This is a genomic window from Corynebacterium sp. LK14, assembly GCF_008042215.1.
Taxonomy (GTDB): Bacteria; Actinomycetota; Actinomycetes; order Mycobacteriales; family Mycobacteriaceae; genus Corynebacterium; species Corynebacterium striatum.
Genome location: NZ_NOVQ01000009.1, coordinates 225,690 through 247,988 on the forward strand (window position 1 = coordinate 225,690; position 22,299 = coordinate 247,988).

19 protein-coding genes are annotated in these 22,299 nt (G+C 59.8%); 9 read left to right on the plus strand and 10 right to left on the minus strand.

Features of this window, described 5'->3' with window-relative positions:
• Window positions 1-4 precede the first annotated feature (4 nt).
• From CHU71_RS04435 to CHU71_RS04460, 6 genes are all read left to right on the plus strand, one after another.
• Window positions 5-1,309: a hypothetical protein gene (locus CHU71_RS04435; RefSeq protein WP_147760309.1), complete on the plus strand. Its 1,305-nt coding sequence runs from the start codon at window positions 5-7 to the stop codon at window positions 1,307-1,309.
• An 83-nt stretch (window positions 1,310-1,392) separates the two neighbouring features.
• Window positions 1,393-2,604, plus strand: a complete 1,212-nt coding sequence (locus CHU71_RS04440; protein WP_147760310.1) for a hypothetical protein — start codon at window positions 1,393-1,395, stop codon at window positions 2,602-2,604.
• A 3-nt stretch (window positions 2,605-2,607) separates the two neighbouring features.
• Complete coding sequence (locus tag CHU71_RS04445) at window positions 2,608-3,102, plus strand: hypothetical protein (RefSeq protein WP_147760311.1); 495 nt, start codon at window positions 2,608-2,610, stop codon at window positions 3,100-3,102.
• A 547-nt stretch (window positions 3,103-3,649) separates the two neighbouring features.
• Window positions 3,650-4,486, plus strand: a complete 837-nt coding sequence (locus tag CHU71_RS04450; protein WP_147760312.1) for an N-acetylmuramoyl-L-alanine amidase — start codon at window positions 3,650-3,652, stop codon at window positions 4,484-4,486.
• On the plus strand, window positions 4,487-4,795 hold the full coding sequence (locus tag CHU71_RS04455) for a hypothetical protein (RefSeq protein ID WP_147760313.1): 309 nt from the start codon (window positions 4,487-4,489) through the stop codon (window positions 4,793-4,795). It abuts the gene before it with no gap.
• A 441-nt stretch (window positions 4,796-5,236) separates the two neighbouring features.
• Entirely contained in the window at window positions 5,237-5,596 is a 360-nt protein-coding gene (locus tag CHU71_RS04460) for a hypothetical protein (RefSeq protein WP_255456392.1), read from the plus strand.
• A 187-nt stretch (window positions 5,597-5,783) separates the two neighbouring features.
• Here the strand turns inward: CHU71_RS04460 and glnA are convergent, their stop codons facing one another.
• Entirely contained in the window at window positions 5,784-7,217 is a 1,434-nt protein-coding gene (glnA, locus tag CHU71_RS04465; RefSeq protein WP_147760314.1) for a type I glutamate--ammonia ligase, read from the minus strand.
• Window positions 7,218-7,368: 151 nt separating this feature from the next.
• On the opposite strand from glnA, the gene CHU71_RS04470 reads away from it, so the two are divergent.
• Complete coding sequence (locus CHU71_RS04470; RefSeq protein WP_147760315.1) at window positions 7,369-7,842, plus strand: RDD family protein; 474 nt, start codon at window positions 7,369-7,371, stop codon at window positions 7,840-7,842.
• A gap of 113 nt (window positions 7,843-7,955) precedes the next feature.
• On the opposite strand, the gene CHU71_RS04475 is transcribed toward CHU71_RS04470, so the two are convergent.
• From CHU71_RS04475 to sucB, 8 genes are all read right to left on the minus strand, one after another.
• Window positions 7,956-8,738, minus strand: a complete 783-nt coding sequence (locus CHU71_RS04475; RefSeq protein WP_147760316.1) for a DUF4191 domain-containing protein — start codon at window positions 8,736-8,738, stop codon at window positions 7,956-7,958.
• A 30-nt stretch (window positions 8,739-8,768) separates the two neighbouring features.
• On the minus strand, window positions 8,769-9,833 hold the full coding sequence (gene lipA, locus CHU71_RS04480) for a lipoyl synthase (RefSeq protein WP_070420445.1): 1,065 nt from the start codon (window positions 9,831-9,833) through the stop codon (window positions 8,769-8,771).
• A gap of 100 nt (window positions 9,834-9,933) precedes the next feature.
• Entirely contained in the window at window positions 9,934-10,761 is an 828-nt protein-coding gene (gene lipB, locus CHU71_RS04485; RefSeq protein WP_147760317.1) for a lipoyl(octanoyl) transferase LipB, read from the minus strand.
• 109 nt (window positions 10,762-10,870) lie between these two features.
• Entirely contained in the window at window positions 10,871-11,260 is a 390-nt protein-coding gene (gcvH, locus tag CHU71_RS04490) for a glycine cleavage system protein GcvH (protein WP_049064020.1), read from the minus strand.
• A 106-nt stretch (window positions 11,261-11,366) separates the two neighbouring features.
• Window positions 11,367-12,479: a glycine cleavage system aminomethyltransferase GcvT gene (gene gcvT / locus CHU71_RS04495; protein ID WP_147760318.1), complete on the minus strand. Its 1,113-nt coding sequence runs from the start codon at window positions 12,477-12,479 to the stop codon at window positions 11,367-11,369.
• 3 nt (window positions 12,480-12,482) lie between these two features.
• Window positions 12,483-15,338 carry an aminomethyl-transferring glycine dehydrogenase gene (gcvP, locus tag CHU71_RS04500; protein ID WP_147760319.1) on the minus strand — a complete coding sequence of 952 codons (2,856 nt, stop codon included), beginning with the start codon at window positions 15,336-15,338 and terminating at the stop codon, window positions 12,483-12,485.
• 100 nt (window positions 15,339-15,438) lie between these two features.
• The gene (locus tag CHU71_RS04505) at window positions 15,439-16,608 is read right to left on the minus strand and encodes an MFS transporter (protein WP_147760320.1); all 1,170 of its coding nucleotides are present in this window, start codon (window positions 16,606-16,608) and stop codon (window positions 15,439-15,441) included.
• A 170-nt stretch (window positions 16,609-16,778) separates the two neighbouring features.
• Window positions 16,779-18,842, minus strand: a complete 2,064-nt coding sequence (sucB, locus tag CHU71_RS04510) for a 2-oxoglutarate dehydrogenase, E2 component, dihydrolipoamide succinyltransferase (RefSeq protein WP_147760321.1) — start codon at window positions 18,840-18,842, stop codon at window positions 16,779-16,781.
• Window positions 18,843-19,003: 161 nt separating this feature from the next.
• Between sucB and CHU71_RS04515 the strand changes: the two genes are divergently transcribed.
• Window positions 19,004-19,423 (plus strand): oxidoreductase, encoded by a 420-nt coding sequence (locus tag CHU71_RS04515; protein WP_080974108.1) that lies wholly within the window; start codon window positions 19,004-19,006, stop codon window positions 19,421-19,423.
• A gap of 133 nt (window positions 19,424-19,556) precedes the next feature.
• On the opposite strand, the gene CHU71_RS04520 is transcribed toward CHU71_RS04515, so the two are convergent.
• Window positions 19,557-21,104: a leucyl aminopeptidase gene (locus CHU71_RS04520; protein ID WP_147760322.1), complete on the minus strand. Its 1,548-nt coding sequence runs from the start codon at window positions 21,102-21,104 to the stop codon at window positions 19,557-19,559.
• A 71-nt stretch (window positions 21,105-21,175) separates the two neighbouring features.
• On the opposite strand from CHU71_RS04520, the gene CHU71_RS04525 reads away from it, so the two are divergent.
• A complete protein-coding gene (locus CHU71_RS04525; protein ID WP_147760323.1) occupies window positions 21,176-22,273 on the plus strand; it encodes a branched-chain amino acid aminotransferase in 1,098 nt (365 codons plus the stop codon).
• Window positions 22,274-22,299 lie beyond the last annotated feature (26 nt).

The window sequence follows — 22,299 nt, forward strand, 5'->3', positions numbered from 1 at the left end:
GCCTATGCACCCACTTACCGCGGACGGCGGCGAAGTAACGGTCTTGCGGTCACTCGCGGCATATTCCTATGGCGCTTGGGATGTCTCATGGCCCGATAGTGTCCCCGAGGAGCAACAGCCTGACCCTGGTGAGGGTCGCCAATTTGGTTACTTCGCCGACTTCAACCGCACCCCGGGGCGGATGGGTCGGCGTTTTGTACGCAACGATGTTTCTATCACCGCGGCGGAATACATCAATGGTGAACTGGTTCCTCATTCAGGCGTGAGCGACGTCGAGGATGTACTGGATTCAGCGGAAAATCGCACCTCTGGTGAGGCGTATCTTGAGCGTGAAATCCCAGACGGTGGCCTTGGAGGCATGGTCCCTTACCTCGACTTTGGCGTCGATGACATTGTTCCAGTCTCTTTTTGGGGCAAGCTTATGTTCTTGCCTGTGACCGAGATTCGTTTGGTGTCTTCTGTTGGCGATTCGAAGAATTATGTTGTTCACGTGGGCGGCTCATTGCTGGCTGATATTGAGGCGCGAAACAAGGACTACAACGAGATGGCGCGCCTGATTGCGCAAGAGCGCCGGGAGCGTACAAAGTCGGTCAATTCCGTTGAGCGGTCTGCGTCTCGTGCTCAATCAACCGCCGACCGGGTGCGCACGGATTTCGATGAGCTGGCGAAGCGCGTAGAACGTGATGCGCAAGCGCTGGCTATTGAAATCGATGGGCTGGTCACCAGCGCCGACTTTAAAGAATATGACGGTGAACTCCAAGAGCGCCTGTGGGGTGAGCAGGGCGAGTTTAATAGGATTACTGCTGATTCGTTGAGTAAGCAGGAGCAGATTAATAAGCAGCGGTCGCAGTTTGAGGCGCAGCAGAAGCTGATTAATGACCAACAGAAAGAGATTAACCGGCAGCAGGGTGTCGTGTCCGCGCAGAATCAGCAAATTCTTGGGGTGATTCAGGAGAATTTGCGGTTGCAGTCGATTGTCACTTCTGGCATGCCGCGCATCGTACATATTGACACTGGTAAGTCGAATTTGTGGACATCATCTTCGGGGGCGGTATCGACGGGCGACGCGTTCGGGTCGGTTGTATTCAATAGTGGTGGTCTCAATCCGCGAGGTTCGACCACTTTTACCGCTAAACCGGGGTGGGTGGGGACGGTGCTGATGCTCGCTGTCTCGGACAATGGAAGCAGTGATGTGACCTCGGCTGCGATTACCGAAAGCAATCGTACTCACACATCGGTTGCAGGTGGTCTGTATGGAAATTACAAGTCAGCGACTGTGTTTATTTTCCCAGCATCTAAGGAATCGTAGGAGAACAAAACGATGTACCCGAGGCACTGCAGATGAGTTATAGCGCGCTTGATGTAACTATTTACCCTGATTAAGGAGTCCTAATGCCTACTGTTACCGGCGATCTTAAATATGTGACGACGCGGCCGGAGGATATTCGCCGTGCATCTATTCGCGCGCCTCGCGCCCGCTCGTATGGTGGGGCGGTGATTACGACCTCGACGGATTATGTCGACATTGTCAATGGCAAACTGTCTTTTACTGCAGCGCCCGGTCCTGTTGTGGTGACGCTATTGCGTGCCCGTGGCCCGGTGGAGGTGCTCGAGCTAGTTGTCTCCGAGGCCGGCGGTTCACTGGCTGACGCGGTTGCCGCGGCCGAGATTGCTGGATCGGCTACGAGGTCGCAGTTGGAGACGTTGGCAGCGCAGGCCACGGACGCGGTTCGCGCGGCGCAGGCGTCAGCATCTGCTGCTTCGAATTCTGAAAGTTCAGCGGCAGCGTCTGCAGCGGCGGCGAAGAAGTCTGAAACTACAGCTGGCGAATCCGCTAGCGCAGCTGCTGGGTCCTCTAGTGCGGCGGCGAATTCCGCGTCCGGGGCTAAGGCCTCCGCGTCTGCAGCGGCTGGTTCAGCGTCTGCTGCGAAAAACTCCGAGACCGCCGCGGGAGTCTCTGCGACAGCGGCGAAGAAATCTGAAACAGCAGCGGCGGCGTCAGCCGCGACCGCTTCGAACGTTGCCTCCTCAACCAGTTGGAATGGCGACGTGTTGACGGTAAACGGTAAGACTTCGCCTCACTTGACCGGCCCGCCGGGGCCTAAGGGTGATACTGGCAGCGTTGAGAACGTGGTGTGGGATGATATTTCAGATAAGCCTGCGGTATTCCCGCCGAACACACACACTCATACCATGGTGCAGGTGACCGGTTTGGACAATGCGCTAGCGGGCAAGACGGACAAGGCCTATGTTGACGCGCAGGATGCGAAGCAGCTTACCGCGTCGGAGGTTGAGGCTAAGGGCGCTTCACCCGCGGCGGGTAAGGTTGTGCGGCGCGATAGTGCAGGCCAGGTGCTAGTGCCGACCGCGGCGGGCGGCAACAACACTGCGGTTTCGCGTTCGGAGTTGACCTCGGGGATGGCAGGCAAGGCGGATAAATCCTATGTGGATGCGGTAAAGACGGAAGTAAAAGTCTTTGCGGAGAGCAGACCTGCCTTCTTTTCCGGCAGTGGAGGCCCTCCGTCAACCATTCCCGGCGCGGTAGTTGGGGATTATTACCTCAATGAAACGACCATGGAGCTTCACAAGATTACAGGGGTGTAGGCGATGGCTATTAAGACTGTTTCCCTCGGAAAAATGGGCGGCGGTGGCGAGGGTTGGGTTTTTCAGCCCAGCGAGCGCACAAGATACTATCTCCCCAAAGGGGATTACACATTCCTAGTGACGCGGGCAGTTTCTTCTAGTGGGCAGATTGGCGTTAGACCTAGCGTCGGGGAGACGTCATTTACCACGGGTGATCTTTTGTCTGTAAAAGCGGGCATTGAGTGGGTTGAGTTCATCGGCACCATTTGGAGAGTGGCGATCGTCCCAGGCGTTGTGCAGGATAGGGCCCCGAAGTCAACAGCTTCACCAGGCGGCCCCTCTATTGTCGCCTCTAGGGGGAAGTTTGAGCTTGGCGTCCTATACAAGGTAGGTGACACCGTGGAGGTCAGCGACCAGGCGCAAGATGTCAACGGAATTTACGAGTGTCTTGAAGCGCACACATCATCGTTCTATGACTACCCCTGGAACAGCACCCGCCGCTGGAAGAGGATTGCCTGAAGCCAGTAGCGACCATGTTTAGCAATAGCACGAATCGAGAACTTTGCAGATTAATCAAGGCTAAAAATTCCATGAATAAATGGTTTATCGGATGTAGTAGTCTTAGAAACTGAACGCATTAGGCGTTCGCCCTCTTGACGGTGCTCATAGTCTCCACCGCCATATATGGGGGTGGGAACTGGTTTGGCGCCAGTCAGCGGGTCCCACCTACCTGACGGAGGGAGGTGAGACGATGCCTCGTTCTTGTCATAAGAAAAAGGCCCGAAAAGCAAATGGTGAGTTTGCTCAACGGACCTTTTCGGCGTTGGTAGCCAGGCTGCTCGCGGATGCGGTTCGCGAGTTGATTGACTGGCTACTCAACTAGTCTCACGAAAGCCCTTACTGTCTTTGCGGGTGGTAGGGGCTTTCGCCTATTTGGCGGTGACATGGAGGCGGGTTACTTTCATGTCGCCACTAATGTTACACCCGAACACGACAACCATCAATCACGTCCCCCTCTTGCGCATGCAAGGGTAGGGGTCTTTTTTATGGTTTAAGGAGGCCATATATGGCACCTAAAATTCTCGATTGGACACAGCGCTTTAGCTTTGGTGGGCCGCGCCCCACCTCAGCGTTGAAGTGGATTGTCGTCCACGTCACCGTTAACCAAATTGGTACCCCGGCGGAGAACGTCGCTAACTACCAAATTAGCTCCGAGTCCGGCAGCTATCACACTCTGGTCGATACGGAGAAGCTACTTCGCGAGAACACGGCAGATTGGATCACCTGGTCCACTGGCAATGAGGGAAATAATCTCGGATTGCACTTGTCTTTCGTAGCGGGTGGCGATGAGACTCGTGAGCAGTGGCTAGCCCAGCGTGAGATGCTGCGCCGTGGCGCATGGGAAGCGGCTCAATGGGCAAAGGCGTATGGCATTCCGGTTGTGAAGCTGACGCCGCAGCAGGTTGCCGGTAAGCAGGCCAAGGGTTTCATTGGTCACGTTGATACCCGCATTCTTGGAGGGACTGACCACGTCGACCCCGGGGCTGGATTCCCCTGGGATGTATTCCTCGACATGGTGGAGGAAGAAATGCGCGGTGCCGCCCCGAAGCATGCGGCCCCGCAGGAAGGAAGTAGTGGAATGCTAACGACCAAATTCTTTACTGATTTTGTCAGCGGTTTCTTTGGCCCGCAGTTTGAAGCGCTGCAGCGCGTACTGCGCGAGGTAACCGGAAAATTCCCATCTGCCTACGTTGACCCGCAGGGCAAACCATCTGGCTGGTCCGGCTCGCTCATGGACTTCATCGTCCAGCTGGATCGGAAGCAAGAAGATATGCACGCGAATATGCTGCCGGCTATTTGGGCGAAGCTCAATGAGATCGATAAGAAGTTGGAGGGTAAGTAAATGACTCATCGTATTTCGCCGGCATCTAAGCCGCGCGCGGTGGTGGCCACCCCGTGGTGGATCCGCCTTGCGGTTTACACATTGGTTGCCATCGTCGGCCTGGTGCTCACCGTTCTAGGGATTGCGGAGCCCGCGCAGGTGGATTCGTGGCTTGGCCAAACCGGCAGTATCGCTGCCCTTATCGGTGGCATGCTCGCCATGGTCCATACCGGACGCGCCTCGGACGAGTCTAAGGAGCGTGACGCCTCCCCGCAGCCGAGCCTCGCATTGCCCGCGGATAACCTGCAGCCTTTTAGCTCCTACCACTAGGGGAGTGGGTATGAATTGGGGAAGATTTAAATACCGCGCCGCTAGGTGGCTCGTATCCGACGCCGCCGGGCTAATGATTCTGGGTAGTATTTCCATCGCCCGAGGCATGTCGTACACGCCCCTACTGGTGGACCCCGAGCGCAAGCCGACTCACTTTATGGAGAGTGTGCTGAACCCACCCTTGTGGGCGGTAGTGTGGCTCCTGATGGGGGCGCTGTGTTTGTGCGCGGTCAAGTGGCACAGGCTGGTGCCCGCCGCCGTGGGGGCCGTTGTGGGGCTGCATTCCATGTGGGCGCTCAGCTTCATCTTCGCCACGATTCTCGGCGACCTGTCACGCGCTTGGGTGTCCTCTCTCGGCTATATCGGTATTGCTGCCATGACCCTCTACGCCTACGGGCGCGGCCAGACTAGCGAGCTGAAAATAGTAGACGGGAGGTGACGATGATGCCCGTAGACGGGCCACTAGCCACAATCATCGTCGCCATCATAGGCGTCGCTGGCACCGTGATTGGTAGCGTGCTGACCGAAAAGAATCAGAAAAAGAAAGCCGAGCTGGAAACCCGCGGCCCCGAGTGGGAATCATTTACTAAATCCATCCGCGAGTGGACGAATGAGCAGTTGGAAGCCCGCGATAAGTCCATTAACGAGATGCGTGAGGAGATTGCGGAACTGCGCGACAAACTTGAGGTGTGGAAAAGCCGGTACTTTATCGCGGTGAATCACATCCGCCAGTGGCGACTCCGGCACCCTGAAAGTGTCGCCGACATGCCCATACCTGACGAGCTAGAGAACGATTTCTAAACTGACCCTCACCCTTCGCGGGTGGGGGTCTTTTCGTCGTTTTAAGCGGACGTCTAGGCTCCCGCGATCCCGCAAAAATCCCGCATTTCGCTTTGTAGCCCCCGTGATTATCGGAATTGCTGGAAGTATCGGAATCCTGTGACCTGCGTTGATAAGTAAACCGCAGGTCAGTCTTAGGGCCCAATAACTAGCAGTCGTAGTACATTTCAAACTCGAGCGGCGTCGGGCGCAGGCGCGACGGTGCGATCTCGTGCTCGTTCTTGTACTGCAGGTAGGTCTCGATGAGGTCTTCAGTGAATACGTCGCCCTCGGTCAGGAACTCGTTGTCCTCCTCCAGAGCGCGCAGGGAAGCCTCAAGGCTGGTTGGTGCCTGCGGGATGGAAGCCTGCTCTGCCGGCGGCAGCTCGTAAAGGTCTTTGTCGACCGGTGCGTGCGGCTCGATGCGGTTCTTGATGCCGTCCAAGCCAGCCATCATCATGGCTGCGAAACCGAAGTATGGGTTGCCCGATGGATCCGGGGCGCGGAACTCGATGCGTTTTGCCTTTGGATTGGAGCCGGTGATCGGAATGCGGATCGCCGCAGAGCGGTTGCGCTGGGAGTAAACGAGGTTGATTGGAGCCTCGAAGCCCGGCACAAGGCGGTGGTAGGAGTTCAGGGTTGGGTTGGTAAACGCCAGAACAGCCGGTGCGTGGTGGAGGATACCGCCGATGTAATAGCGAGCGATGTCGGAGAGGCCACCGTAGCCTGCCTCATCGTAGAACAGCGGCTTGCCGTCCTTCCACAGAGACATGTGGGCGTGCATGCCGGAGCCGTTGTCACCAGCCAGTGGCTTTGGCATGAAGGTTGCGGACTTGCCGTACAAAGCAGCGGTGTTTTTGATGATGTACTTGAAGGTCTGGATATCATCAGCCGCGTGCAGCAGGGAGTTGAAGCGGTAGTTGATCTCGTTCTGGCCACCGCCGACCTCGTGGTGGAAACGCTCGATGGTAAATCCTGCCTCCTGCAGGTTGCGTACCATTGCGTCGCGGATTTCGCCGTGCTTATCGACGGGCGCGGTGGGGAAGTAACCACCCTTAATGCGGGTCTTGTAGCCGGTGTTTGGATTGCCATCGAAGTCGGCCTCGTTGCCGCGGTTCCACCAACCCTCGTCGGTGTCTACCTCGTAGAAGCCGTGCTCCACGTCGGTGGAGTAGCGCACGGAGTCGAAAAGGTAGAACTCTGCCTCAGCGCCGAAGTTACAGACGTCAGCGATACCGGTGGAGGCGAGATACTCCTCGGCCTTCATTGCGACGTTGCGTGGGTCGCGGGAGAAGGGCTCCAAGGTGAAAGGATCGTTGACGAAGAACTTGATGTTCAGCGTCTTGGAGGAGCGGAATGGGTCCACGATGGCGGTTGCTGGGTCTGGCAGCAGGGTCATATCAGACTCATCGATGGAGGTAAAGCCGCGGATCGAAGAGCCGTCGAATGCTAGGCCCTCTTCAGCTGCTTCCACCGTGAATTCAGATGCCGGAATGGAAAAGTGGTGCTCGGTACCGGGGACGTCGGTGAAGCGAATATCGACGAACTCTACGTCCTCTGCCTCAATGAAGTTGACGATCTCCTGGACGGACTCGAAAGACACTGTTTTGTCTCCTCAGGGTTTAGAAAAATGTTCTTTTAGTGAGTTTACCTATTTTGATTGGTGCTCGGACGATAGCCCATCGATCAATAGGTATTTTGGGAGAACTTTTTTGGTTTTCGCTTGTGGCAGCTGGGGCGCTAGATTAGTCAGCATGGCGGATAAGCGAACATGGCTCGATGGGCCCGAGATTCCAGGTGAAAATGATGATTTTGAGGGCCCAGGAAAGTGGCCTGGTGAAAAGCTTGGGCTCCCCGAAAAGGGAGCTGGTGCGTTGGCGCCGGTGGCACGCCGCGCGGGCGCTGTGCTCATCGATTGGATCATGTGCATGTTGCTAGCCAACCTGATCATCATGTTCACCGACGCGCTCGGCGGTGCGGCGTTCTTGGGCTATGCTCTGTGGGTCCTCGTCGGCATTATCTGTGGCTGGCTCTTCGCACGCACCCCCGGCATGTTGGTGCTCGGCATGGGCGTGGCGCGTCTTGACGTCCCCGGTGAGCGTGTGGGATTCTGGCGCGCGGCGCTGCGCGCCATCCTGACGGGCTTCCTCTTCCCGGCCGCACTGGTCGATACCGACGGCCGTGGCATCCACGACCGCGCTACCGGCACTGCAGTCATCATGGTCTAGTTTCTCTATCTTGCGGCGTCGCCAAGTGCGTCCCATAAAAACCTAAAAGCGGCCCTCCCCACAACCCGGAATTTGCTCCGAGTAAAAGGGGAGGGCCGATTTTTACACAAGTCTTATTTGCCCTTACGCTGCTGCGCGCGGCGCATGCGGCGGTTCATGCCAGCCATGTTCTGCGCCTGGCGTGGCATCGGGCCCTTTGGCAGACCCGGGGTGGTGCCTGGCAGGTCGTCCATTGCCTCGATCTTGCGGATGTTGGCGTAGGTCTCGTCTTTCTTGAAGTTACGTGGGAACTTCATAACGTGGTTGCGCAGCTTGGATACTGGAACCTCGTCCTCGCCGTTGCCAACCCAGACCTCGTAGACCGGCACGCCACCGGCGAGCTTGTCCACGCGCTTCTTCAGCGTGTTGAGAACTGGGGTTAGACGCTTGCGGTCACCCTCGCAGACGAAGATGACGCCGGCGTTGCCGATAACACGGTGGATGAGGTCCTGGTGGCGAGTAACGCCAACCGCAGTCTTGACCTTCCAGACGATGCCCACGGTGTTGCGCAGCTGCTGCTCCAGAGCCCAGCCAGCCACACCTGGCTGATCCTCAACCTTCTTGTACATGTCGCGCTCAAGACGGCGGGTGAACAGCCACATCGCGAGCAGGGCGCCGATGCCCAGACCTAGGATGAGCATGAACCACTGGCCGTTGAAGAGCAGGCCGATAAGGAAGAAAAGCAGGCCCATTCCGAGGAAAGCGGCGAGCATGATCGGGATCAGCGCCTTGTCCTGCTTGCGTTGCATGTTGAACGCTTGCCACATCTGGGAGCGGGTTTGCTTGCGCTGCTCGCGTTTCGCGGCGCGCTCTTGCTTCTTTGCAGCCTTCAGGCTTGCCTTATCGTCTTGTGCCATGGTTCCTACTTTAAAGGTCGGCGCTGCTAATTACCGAATTGCAGCAGCGGCGGAGTTGGCGTTAGCCGGGGTCTTGGCCATGCGCGTGGTCACAGGGGTCTCCTCTGAAGGGCCGTACTTCTCAAGCAGCGTGGAAGCTTCCTGCGCAGTTGCGCCCTGGGAGGTCTCAGCGAGGTGCTTGAGATTATCCGGAAGCTCGAAGCCGCGTGCTTCCATAGCCTGCACGTACAGGCGGCCAGCGCGGTAGGAGGAACGGACCAGTGGGCCGGACATGACGCCGCCGAAGCCGAGTTCCTTAGCTAGCTTGGAGTGCTCCACGAACTCCTCTGGGCGTACCCAGCGCTCGATTGGGTGGAAGCGCGGGCCTGGGCGCAGGTACTGGGTAATGGTGATGATGTCGCAGCCAGCAGAGCGCAGATCACGCAGTGCTTCTTCGATCTCATCCTTGGTCTCGCCCATGCCCAGGATCAGGTTGGACTTGGTGATGAGACCAAAGTCGTGAGCCTGGCGAATGACGTCGAGGGAACGCTCGTAGCGGAAGGCTGGGCGGATGCGCTTGAAGATACGCGGCACGGTCTCCAGGTTGTGAGCGAAGACCTCAGGGCGAGCCTCGAAGACCTCCTGCAGAAGGTCCGGCTTGCCGGAGAAGTCGGGGGTCAGGTTTTCCACACCGGTGCGCGGGTTGAGCTCGTGAATCTTGCGCACGACCTCGGCGTAGAGCCACGCGCCTTCATCCGACAGATCGTCGCGGGTCACGCCCGTGATAGTGGTGTAGTTGAGATCCATCTCCTGGATGTTTTCTGCAACGCGGCGCGGCTCGTCGCGGTCCAACTCCGCCGGCTTACCGGTGGCGATGTCGCAGAAATCGCAGCGGCGGGTGCACTTGTCGCCACCGATGAGGAAGGTGGCCTCGCGCGATTCCCAGCACTCGTGGATATTCGGGCAACCAGCCTCCTGGCACACGGTGTGCAGGGAAGCGCCGGACACGCGGGACTTCATATCCTCGTAGCCCGGGCCGGTGCGGACCTGGTTGCGGATCCAGCGAGGCTTCTGTTCGATGGGGGATTCCGCATTCTTCTTCTCAATGCGGAGCATCTTGCGTCCTTCAGGCTTAACAGTCACGAAAACTCACTCTACGGGGTCGGAATTGTCTCTAACTAATACAAGTGGGGCGTGTGGCGGAATATTCCGCTTTTTATTCGGGTTTATTTGCACCGCTCTGTTGCGTCTGTGCGAGGCGCTTTTGCCGGGCCTTTTCATTCGCCACTTTGATGGGGTCAGGTGCCGAGGCGAATGAGTGGTCTGCGACGGTGAGCTCACCGGAAAGGGCGCGCTCGAGGGCGTCGAGAAGCGGTGCGGAAGCCTCCTCCATGGTGACCTCGCGGCCGAGCTCCAAGCTCAAGGTGGTGACGTCGGCGTCGTCGATGCCGCAGGCGACGATGTGGTCGTAGTACTCCAGCGTGTTGGTGCAGTTCAGCGCTAGGCCGTGCATGGTCACGCCGCGGGTGATGCGAATGCCCAGGGCAGCAATCTTGCGGTCGCGGGTCGGCGCCTGCGGATCGGCAGCACGAGTGGTCGATGGCACCCACACACCTGAGCGGCCGTCCACGCGCCCAGCGGTGACAACGCCGAGTTCGCGCACGGTCTGAATGATGGCCTCTTCGAGGCGGCGAACGTAATCCACGACGTCGACTGGCTCTGCTAGCTTGAGGATCGGATAGACCACCAGCTGGCCCTCGCCGTGCCAGGTGATGCGCCCGCCGCGGTCCACGGTGATGACGGGCAGACCATTGTCCGGCATATCCTCCGGCTGGGTGCGCTTGCCCGCGGTATAGATGTTCGGGTGCTCTACCACCAAGATGACATCGCCGTGCTCACCAGCAGCGCGCTTGGCAGCCAGGTCGGCTTGCAGGTCCCACGCCTCTTGATAGTCCATGCGGCCGAGATGGCGGATTTCCAGGGGCTCTTCAGACGCCCGGATGGAACGGTCAGCGGGGAAGAAAGGCTCGCGAGGAGCAGTCATTCGGGATGCTTCCTTTGGTTGTTTAGAACTGATTCGATACTGATACTGCCACTGTAAGTCGGGCATGCAAAAAGGCGGGAGGAAACCCCTCCCGCCTTATGCGTTGTGACTAGACGCCGTTTGCGGCAGCGTACTCGTCAGCGGTCATCAGCTCGCCGGTCTCGGAGACCTCGACCTCGAAGAGCCAGCCCTCGCCGAATGGATCGTTGTTGATGACTGCGTAGTCATCGTGCACGGCCTCGTTGACGGCGGTAACGGTGCCGGTTACTGGGGAGTAGAGGTCAGAGACAGACTTGGTGGACTCGACCTCGCCACAGGTGTCGCCAGCGGTGACGGTGTCACCAACTGCCGGCAGCTCGGCGAAGACGACCTCGCCCAAGCGGTCCGCAGCCACGGAGGTAATGCCAACGCGAACGGTGTTGCCGGTAGCGGCATCAGCAGAGGAGTTGATCCACTCGTGGTCCTCGGAGTAGGAGAAATCTGCAGGAAGGTTAGCCATGGTGATGGGGTCCTTTCAAAGGTATAAGCCTAGACGCGGCCGAACAGCGCCATGCGGCTGTTCGGTGCTTGCCTAGTCATCTTAACGGTTGAGACGGTAGCGCGGATTATTTTTCGCGCTTGTAGAACGGAAGTGCTGCGACGGTGAATGGGTAGCGCTTGCCACGGATGTCGACCTCGACGGCGTCGCCGACCTGCAAGTTCGCGCTGGTGTCCAGCAACGCAATGGCAACCGGGTGGCCTAGGGTCGGGGAAGGCTGACCGGAGGTGACAGAGCCCACCTTGGTCTCGCCCACGAAGACCTCGGAGCCGGCACGGGCAGCGCGGCGCTGCTCAGAGACCAAACCGGTGATAGCAACCTGTGGACCCTCTTCGGCACGCTGACGCACGACGTCCGCGCCCACGAAGTCGGCTTCCTTCTTGGCAAAAGCACGCGCCATGCCGGCCTCTACCGGGGTGATGTCGCGGGAGAGCTCGTTGCCATAGAGCGGCATGCCGGCCTCCAAGCGCAGGGAGTCACGAGCAGCCAGACCACACGGGCGGATGTCGTACTCAGCGCCAGCCTTGAGCAGCTCCTGCCACAGCTCTGGGGCGTCGGAGTTGTAGACGATGAGCTCGAAGCCGTCCTCACCGGTGTAACCGGTGCGGCAGATGAAGGCGTACTTGCGGGCGACCTTGCCCGTCATCGCTGCGTAGTACGGCAGCTCCATGACGGCTTCCTGCTTGGTGTCCTCGACCAGCGGGATGAGAATCTCCGCAGCTTTCGGGCCCTGTACTGCGATCATGGCGACGTCGCGGGACTCGTTGTTGAGGTCCACATCGAAGCCCTCAGCGCGCTCGTTGAGTGCCTCCCAGACCACGTCGGCGTTGCCGGCGTTCGGAACGACCAGGAACTTGGTCTCGCCCAGGCGGTAGGTGATGAGGTCATCGATGATTCCGCCGTCTTCGGCGCAGATCATCGAGTACTTTGCCTTGCCCACCTTGAGGTTGGTCAGGTCGGAGATGAAGCTGTAGGACAAGAACTTGGCAGCGTGTTCACCGTTGACCCAAATCTCGCCCATGTGGGAAAGATCGAATAGGCCAGCGGAGTTGCGCACCGCGCGGTGCTCTTCCAGTTCGTTGTCGTACTTCAGCGGCATGTTCCACGGGCCGAAAGCCGTAAAGGATGCGCCGAGCTTCTCGTGCTCTGCATGCAGCGGGGAGTTGAGCAATTCAGTCATTGTTTAGTCCTCTTCAGTCAGATCGAAAGCCTCTGGCGGCGGGCAGGTGCACACCAGGTTGCGGTCACCATAAGCCTCGTCGATGCGGCGCACCGGCGGGAAGTACTTGTTGGCACGTAGGGAAGCAACTGGGTAAGCAGCTTCCTGGCGGGTAAAGCCGTAGTTCCATTCGTCGGCTGCGACGGACGCGGCGGTGTACGGAGCGTTGTGGATGACGGATGCCTCGTACTCGACCTTGCCGTCGATGATGTCCTGGATTTCCGCGCGGATGGAGCGCATGGCTTCAATGAAGCGGTCCAGCTCACCCAGATCCTCGGACTCGGTGGGCTCCACCATGAGGGTGCCGGCCACCGGGAAGGACAGGGTCGGCGCGTGGAAGCCGTAGTCCACGAGGCGCTTGGCCACATCAGCGGCGGTGACACCGGAGGCGTCGGTCAGCTCGCGCAGGTCAAAGATGCATTCATGCGCCACCAGGCCGGCATTGCCCGTGTAGAGCACCGGGAAGGAATCCTTCAGGCTCTGCGCCAGGTAGTTCGCGCCGAGGATGGCGTGGCTCGTGGCCTCGGTGAGTCCTTGCGCACCCACCATGGCCAGATAAGACCAGGAAATTGGCAGCACGCCGGCGGAGCCGTAGCGCGATGCGGTGGACGGCACGCCGGTGCCTTCTGCGGCCGGCTGTGTGGGGTCCAGCTGGGGATCGTTGGCATCCGTCGGCAGGAAGGGCACCAAGTGCTTGGCGACGCCCACCGGGCCCACACCCGGACCACCTCCGCCGTGCGGGATGGTGAAGGTCTTGTGCAGGTTGAGGTGGGAGACATCGCCACCGAACTCGCCGGGGCGTGCCCAACCGGTCAGAGCGTTCATGTTTGCGCCGTCGATGTAGACCTGGCCGCCAGCAGCGTGGACCTTGTCGCACACGTCGCGGACCTCGGGGTCGAACACGCCGTGGGTGGATGGGTAAGTGATCATGATGCCGGCGATGTGCTCACCGTGCTGTTCGATCTTGGCATCCAGGTCTGCCAGGTCGATGGAGCCATCGTCTGCGGTAGCAACGACGACCACCCGCAGGTTAGCCAAGGTGGCAGAGGCCGCGTTGGTGCCGTGTGCGGAAGATGGGATGAGGATGACGTCGCGGCCAGAGTCTCCGTTGGCAACGTGGTAGCGGCGGATGGCCAGCAGGCCGGCCAGCTCACCCTGGGAACCAGCGTTGGGCTGGATGGAGACCTTTGCATACCCGGTCAGCTCAGCGAGCCAGCCCTCGAGTTCCTCGATGAGGGCGCGCCAGCCTGCGGTGGTCTCTTCCGGTGCGTATGGGTGGATGCCCGCGAACTCCGGCCAGGAGATGGGCTCCATGGCGGCAGTGGGGTTGAGCTTCATGGTGCACGAACCCAGCGGAATCATGGTGCGGTCCAGAGCCAGGTCCTTGTCCGCCAGGGTGCGCAGGTAGCGAAGCATCTGGGTTTCGGAGTGGAGGGAGTTGAAGATCTCGTGCTCCAGCGGAGCCTCGGCGCGGACGAGCGCGGAAGGCAGGGCATTAACGGCGGACTCGGCGTTGTCCTTGTCTGCGGACTCTGCGCCGAATGCGGCGGCGAGCTTGGCGACGTCGTCAAGCGTTGCGGACTCACCAAAGGAGACGGAGATCTTCTCGGAGCCGATAGCGCGCACGAGGTACCCCTGTTGTTGAAGGGATGCCTTGATGCCTGCGGCGTCGACGCCGGTGACAGTGACGGTGTCGAAGAACTCGTCAGCGACCAGGGTCTTGCCTGCGCCCTTTACGGCAGCGGCGAAGGAAGCGGCGAGCCCGTGAACGTGCTCAGCGATCTTCTTCAGGCCCTCTGGGCCGTGGTAGACAGCGTACATGGACGCTACGTTGGCCAACAGCGCCTGCGCGGTACAGATGTTGGAGGTAGCGCGTTCACGGCGGATGTGCTGCTCACGGGTCTGCAGGGCCAGGCGGTACGCCGGGCGGCCCTCGGCGTCCTTGGAAACGCCGACCAAGCGGCCAGGCATCTGGCGCTTGAGCTTGTCGGTGACAGCCATGTAAGCAGCGTGCGGGCCACCGAAGAACAGTGGAACGCCGAAGCGCTGCGTGGAGCCGATGACGATGTCAGCGCCCAGCTTGCCCGGTGCCTCCAGAAGGAGGAGGGAGAGCGGATCGGCCACGATGGTGGCTACTGCGCCGCGGGTGTGCAGCTCCTCGATGACACCGCGTGGGTCGTAAATGTCGCCCTCGGTGCCGGTGTACGCAATGACGGCGCCGATGAGGTCTTCGCCCACGAGGCCCTCGCGGATATCGAGGATTTCCACCTCGAGTTCGATGGCGCGAGCGCGCTCCGCCGCCACAGCGAGCACCTGCGGATGCAGGCGGGAGTCCAGGATGACGCGGCGGCCCTTCTTGACCGCGCGGGACATTAGGCCGACTGCTTCAGCGGTGGCGGATGCCTCGTCCAGCAGGGAAGCGTTGGCGATGGGCAGACCAGTCAGGGATTCGATCATGGTCTGGAAGTTAAGGAGTGCTTCCAGGCGGCCCTGGGAGATCTCCGGCTGGTACGGGGTATAAGCGGTGTACCAACCAGCATCCTCCAGCAGGCCGCGGCGGATGACGGCCGGGGTAAGCGTATCGGAGTATCCCTGGCCATAGAAGGACTTCAACACGATGTTCTGGCTGGCGTATTCGCGCAGCTTGTCCTGCGCTGCATTTTCGCTCAGCGCATCAGGCAGGGCTGGTGCCGATGCGGCGCGGATGGTGGTGGGCAGGGCAGCGTCGACAAGAGCGTCGACGCTGTTGTACCCCAGTGCGTTGAGCATCGTCGCTTGCTCGGAAGAATTTGGTCCGAGGTGGCGCGAGATGAAATCCATAAGTTCAATCTCCTTTGAAAGAAGCTCCGTGAAGGACGTCATGGTGAATGCCTAAAACATGGCCTAAACCGGAATTAAGTATAAGGCCTGTTGCTGTGGCCTAAACTCGTTTACCCCTACCGAGTTCCCTAAGCCACACTGTTGTTAATAGTGCAATGACAACACCACACATAAAAGTGGCCGAATAGCCCACTGCTGGACCCAGTCTTGACAAGATGAACGGCGCGAAAAAGCCAAGATAAGTCAGTGAATAGAACACCCCCGTTGCTGCCCCCAACTCTTTTGGATCGGCTAAAGATTGAGTTTGGGCGAGTCCGGTGAGCATCGTGATGCCATAGGCACTGCCCATCACGATGGTGATGAGCGGGAGTAGCCACAGCGTCCAGCTTTCAGTGCGCTGCGTGGCGAGCAGCAAGCACAACGCCATGCCGATGGCTGCAAGGAACATTCCGTGAGCCGCGGTGAAGTGAAAGCGCCCTGCGAGACGCTGAGTGGCGACGCCGGTGCCCATGGTCAGGAAAGCGATGGCGCCAGTGAGCAGGACTGGATGCGCGGAATGTTCGCTGAGCAATGTAGGCATGAACACCAAACCAGTGGTGGCGGTGCCGAATACCCACGGCGCATAAACGGCGACTGGAAGAAAACGCCGGTTAAATATGCTGCGTGGGACCCAGACCCGATGGGCAGCGCGGGTAGCGGCGGCTTGAGCGCTCGGGCAGTGATCGGCTGGAGTAGTCCACACCAATGGAATGATGAGGATAGCTAGGCTGACTGGTGCGAGGAAGGGGAGCAGCGTTGGGGCGGGCGCGAATTCGGCGAGCAGTCCGCAGACACCGGGTGCGAGGGAGAAGCCAAGGGAAAGAGAGATAGAGGAGCGGCGTGCCCCGGTGACAGCGGAGGTGCTGAGCTCCTTGAGCCATGCAGCGCCGGAGGACATCGCCAGGCCCACTGCGGCGCCAATGATGAGGCGGCCTGCCAGGAGCACAAGAAAGCTACCCGAGTTTCCGAGCATCAGCACCAGCGAGCCAACCAGCGTGCACGCCACGGCAGGGCGCATTATGGTTTTCCGGCCAAGAGAGTCTGACAGTGGGCCGCCTAGGAAGAGCGCCACCATGAGCCCAAGGGCATAGACACCGAAGAGGAACGATGACCGACTGAAACTCAGGCCCGCCTTCAGTTGATAGACCACTACCATGGGCGCGAAGAAATTGGCGCCAAAAGCCACAAGGAACATGCCTAAGGCAACGCGGAACCAATCTGAACGCAGCATGCGCCACAGTATATAGTGTCGTGCCTCACATTTAAGGTTGGGGGGACAAGTCTTAGCGGGCGGAATCTAGCGGGCAGAATCTGGCGGTCGTGGAAACACCTACGGCCCCTTCGCACCCAGCAGATGTGGGGGGAGCGAAGGGGCCGTGACCCATAAGCGGGAATCAGGACTTAGATGTCGAGGTCAGCTGCGAAATCAGCGGTCTCGAGGCGGTCCTTGATGGTGGTGATGAAGCGGCCTGCGTCAGCACCGTCGACGACCTGGTGGTCGTAGGTGAATGGCAGGTAGCACATCTGGCGGATGGCGATTGCATCCTGGCCGTTCTCATTCACGACAACCGCACGCTTGGTGATAGCAGCGGTGCCGAGGATGCCAGCCTGTGGCGGAACCAGAATTGGGGTATCCAGCAGTGCGCCCTCAGAGCCGATGTTGGTGACGGTGAAGGTTGCACCGGTCAGATCGTTTGGCTTCAGCTTGTTGTTGCGTGCCTTGTCAGCCAGCTCAGCGATTGCCTTGGCAATCTCCGGCAGGGTGAGGTCCTGTGCCTTGTGGATGACCGGGGTGAGCAGGCCACGTGGGGTATCAACTGCGATAGCCACGTTGACGTCTGCGTGGTAGGTCATTTCCTTGGTCTCAGGGTTGTAGGAAGCATTGACGTTCGGGTGGGAAACCAGAGCCTCAACGGTTGCCTTAACGATGAACGGCAGGAAGGACAGGTTTGCCTCGTACTTTTCGATGAAGGCCTGCTTGGACTGCTTGCGCAGATCCCAGATGGCGGTCATGTCGACTTCCTGGACGTGGGTGAGCTGGGCAGAAATCTGCAGTGCCTCGACCATCTTTGCAGCGGTGATTTCGCGGATGCGGTTGACCTTCTGCGTGGTGCCGATGAGCTCCTGCTTTTCTGGGTCGACAGACTTGGTGGACCAGCGAGCGCGAGGATCGGTGGAGCCTGCGTTTGCGGAAGCCGGAGCCTCGCCCTCGCCAGCAGCAGCCAGAACATCCTGCTTGCGGATGCGGCCGCCGACGCCGGTGCCGGAGACGGTGGAGAGATCTACGCCGTGCTTCTCAGCCAGCTTGCGGACCAGCGGGGTGACGTAAGGAACGTCGTCGCCGTTGTTGATCTTGGTGGAGCCCTCAGAAACTGCAGGCTTGGAGTCAGAAGCTGCTGGTGCGGACTTCTCTTCCTTCTCCTCAGCCTTTTCTTCGGCCTTAGGCTCAGACTTCTCTTCTGCCTTTGGCTCTTCCTTTTCAGCAGGAGCTGCCTGCTCCGGTGCGGCGTTGCCGTCGCCGATGCGGGCGATGACTGCTCCGACGTCGACGGTGTCGTCTTCGTCAGCGAGGATTTCGACCAGGGTGCCGGCGACTGGGGATGGGATTTCGGTGTCGACCTTGTCGGTGGAGACCTCGAGGAGTGGCTCGTCGACCTCGACGGTGTCGCCGACGGACTTCAGCCACTGGGTGATGGTGCCCTCGGTGACGGACTCGCCGAGCTCTGGCATGGCAACGTCGGTTGCGGAGCCGGAAGCTGCTGGTGCGGACTTCTCTTCCTTCTCCTCAGCCTTTTCTTCGGCCTTAGGCTCAGACTTCTCTTCTGCCTTTGGCTCTTCCTTTTTAGCAGGAGCTGCCTGCTCCGGTGCGGCGTTGCCGTCGCCGATGCGGGCGATGACTGCTCCGACGTCGACGGTGTCGTCTTCGTCAGCGAGGATTTCGACCAGGGTGCCGGCGACTGGGGATGGGATTTCGGTGTCGACCTTGTCGGTGGAGACCTCGAGGAGTGGCTCGTCGACCTCGACGGTGTCGCCGACGGACTTCAGCCACTGGGTGATGGTGCCCTCGGTGACGGACTCGCCGAGCTCTGGCATGGCAACGTCGGTTGCGGAGCCGGAAGCTGCTGGTGCGGACTTCTCTTCCTTCTCCTCAGCCTTTTCTTCGGCCTTAGGCTCAGACTTCTCTTCTGCCTGAGCGGAATCGTCGGAGGAATCGGAAGTAGACTCGCCCTCGTCACCGATGATGGCAATCACAGCACCGACGTCGACGGTTTCATCTTCCTCGGCCTTGATTTCGAGGATGGTACCCGCGACAGGGGATGGAATTTCGGTGTCGACCTTGTCGGTGGAGACCTCGAGCAAAGGCTCGTCGACCGCGACGGTATCGCCCACGGACTTCAGCCACTGGGTAATCGTGCCTTCGGTTACGGATTCGCCCAGTTCGGGCATCACAACGGAGTGTGCCATAAGTAATAAGACTCCTCGAAAGTCGGAATTGTTTAACGCTGGTCATTAATCCTACCGCGTGTCTAGTGTCAGCGCGCACATGTGGGTGTAGCAGTGCCTATAAGTGGGGGAGGGCGGGGGGCTCAGGCATACAGCAAGACAGTTGAGTAAACTCGTAGGCTATGTTTAATCCCTTTCGACGAAACCGGTCTCAATCACAGCTGCGGCCCCCGCGGGCACCAGGAGAGACCATTCGGAAGGAAGATGCTCTAGCCCTGCAAGAGTGGGCGGGCGGACGCGTCTATATCGAGGCATTCGTGGAGCCGGAAACCGTGGTCAATGAGATGTCCGTGGTGGTCGTCGACGAGCACGGTGACTTTATCCGCCGCCGGATTGGCGGCCCCAAAGGAATTGACGCCGTAGCCAAGCTCTTGCAGTGCGACGTCTATGACGTAGAGGAGACGGGGTACCCCCAACGCATGCGCGAGCGGATCGAGCGCGAACGTATTCTGCGCAAGCGAGAAGAACAGCGCCAACGCAGGGAGCGCTTTGAGCGTGAACATGGCAGAGCTAAGGACAACCCAAACGATCCTTCCGCTTAGCGCTTACAAATAAAACCGATTAGCGCTTAAAAAATAAAGCTGACAAATAAAACAGCAAACGGCGAGTAGCTCCCGCAACCAATACGGTTGCCGGGCGCTAGTCGCCGTTTCTGTGTGTTACTGAGCTAGCAGATTACTTGGAAGCAATCTCGCGCAGCGTTGCCACGACAGTACGCACTGGCACGCCGGTGGCGCGCTTCGGGGTGTAGCCGCGAGGGCCGCCGTTGTTCCAAGACGGGCCAGCGACGTCGATGTGTGCCCACTCGATGCCTTCGCCGACGAACTTCTGCAGGTAGGTTCCGGCGTACTCCATGCCGCCTTCGCGCTTGGCGTTGATGTTGCGGATATCCGCAGCCTGGGACTTGATTTCCTCGTCGTGCTCCTCCAGCAGCGGCATAGCCCAGGCGTTCTCGCCGACCTCACGGCCGATTTCCGCGATGCGGTCGCGGAAAATCTCAGAGCCCATGACACCAGCGGTACGGGTGCCCAGGGCGACGATCTGGGCGCCGGTCAGGGTAGCGGTTTCAATGAGGTAGTCCGGGTTGTCCTCAGACGTGCGAGCGATGGCGTCTGCCAGCACCAGACGGCCCTCGGCGTCGGTATTAAGAACCTCAGAGGTGATTCCGCCGTAGTGGGTAATGACGTCACCCGGACGAGTAGCGCCGGAGCCCGGCATGTTCTCCGCGAATGGCAGGGTAGCGGTGATTTTCACCGGAATCTCCAACTTCGCAGCCGCGATGATGGCAGCAGCCATCGCAGCGGAGCCACCCATGTCAGAGATCATGTCCCACATACCGTTGCCCGGCTTCAGGGAAATGCCGCCGGTATCGAAGGTGATGCCCTTGCCCACCAAGGCCACGGAGGTCTTGGCCTTCTTCGGAGCCCAGGTCAGGCGCACCAAGCGAGGTGGGCGCTGAGAGCCCTTGCCCACGGAGATGATGCCGCCGAAGCCTTTCTTCTCCAGCTGCTTCTCATCGAGGACCTCAACCTCCAGACCAGCTGCCTCAGCCTCAGCGGTGATGAACTCAGCGTAGGTCTCTGGGTACAGGACGTTTGCCGGAGTGTTCACCAAGTCGCGGGCGAGGTTTACCGCCTCCGCGGTGATGCGAGCTGCCTCGAACTCTTCAGCCGTAGACTTGCCACCGATAACGGTGAAGGAAGCCGGTGCCTCAGCCTCGGAGGCTTCGGTGGAGCGGATGCCGCGGTAGGAGTAGCCGCCAAGGATAAGGCCCTCGACGGCGGCGCTAATGCCAAAGTCCGACAGCGTTGTGGCTACCGCACCAGCGCCAGCAAGAGCGCGTGCCGCAGCGCCCGCATTACGGCGCAGAATCTCGGCGTCGAGAAGCTCTGCGTCACCCAAGCCCACAGCAACGATGGTGGAAGCCGCAGCGTCCTTCGGTGCAGGGATGCGGGTAATCTCGCCCGCGCGACCGGTGGCGCCAACTGCAGCCAGGGCGTCGTAAGTAGCGCGCAGCGCATCCGGGCTCAGCAGGGCGCTGCCTGGTACCTCAAGCCCATCCTCGCCGGTAAATGTTGCGATAAGCAGGGCATCGACCTTCTTAGGGGCTTTCTTGGCCAATTCAACGGTGGGGAAGGTGCCACGGGCTGGCAGGGTAAACGCGGACTTTGCCACGATCTCCTCCTTGCATTCGGGGGTGAATAGTTTTACCTCACTCACCATACCCTTAGTGTTGGCGTCGGTAATCTGCCCCTTTTCCTGCCTGGCTATAGATAAAGGGGTAGCCTGTGAGCATGTTGAACTACACCGTGACCCGCACTGAAAATCCCACCTCTCCTGAACGCCTAGCTGAGATTCTGGCGAACCCAGGCTTCGGCAAGCACTTCACCGATCACATGGTGACCATCGATTGGAACGAAGAACAGGGCTGGCACGACGCACAGGTGCGCCCGTACGAGCCGTTCAGCATGGACCCGGCCTCCAACGTTTTCCACTACGGCCAGGCGATCTTCGAGGGCATCAAGGCCTACCGTCAGCCGGATGGCTCTATTGCTACCTTCCGCCCGGAGGAGAACGCGCAGCGTCTCAACAACTCTGCTGAGCGCATGGCTATGCCGGCTCTGCCGGAGAGCGAGTTCGTCGAGTCCCTGCGTCAGCTGGTCGAGGTAGACAAGGACTGGACCCCTGAGGCTGGCGGCGAGGCTGCCCTCTACCTGCGTCCTTTCATGATCTCCACCGAGGTCTCCCTGGGCGTTCACCCGGCTAACTCTTACCGCTACATCGTTATCGCTTCCCCAGCAGGCGCCTACTTCGAGGGTGGAATCAAGCCGGTTTCGGTCTGGCTGTCCACTGACTACGTGCGCGCAGCACCGGGTGGTACCGGCGCGGCGAAGTTCGCCGGTAACTACGCAGCTTCCTTGCTTGCGCAGGCACAGGCTGCGGAGAAGGGCTGCGACCAGGTTGTCTGGCTCGACGCCATCGACCGCAAATACATCGAAGAGATGGGCGGCATGAACCTGGCCTTCATCTACGGCGAGGAAGGTGACCAGACTCTAGTCACCCCAGCCCTGTCGGGCTCCCTGCTGCCGGGCATTACCCGCAAGTCCCTGCTTGAGGTTGCGCAGGACATGAGTCTGAAGGTTGAGGAGCGTCGCATCACCGCGCAGGAGTGGCGTGATGACGTTGCTTCCGGCGCCATGACCGAGGCCTTTGCCTGCGGTACCGCCGCAGTTATCACCCCGGTGGGCCACGTCTTGGGTGATGACGTGGACTTCGTCGTCAACAACAACGAGGCTGGCAAGACCACCTTGGCACTGCGCGAGCGTCTGACCGGCATCCAGCGTGGTTCCGTAGAGGATACTCACGGCTGGCTGCACACGCTGACTAAGTAGCAAAATGAGATAAGGGAGGGCGCCGC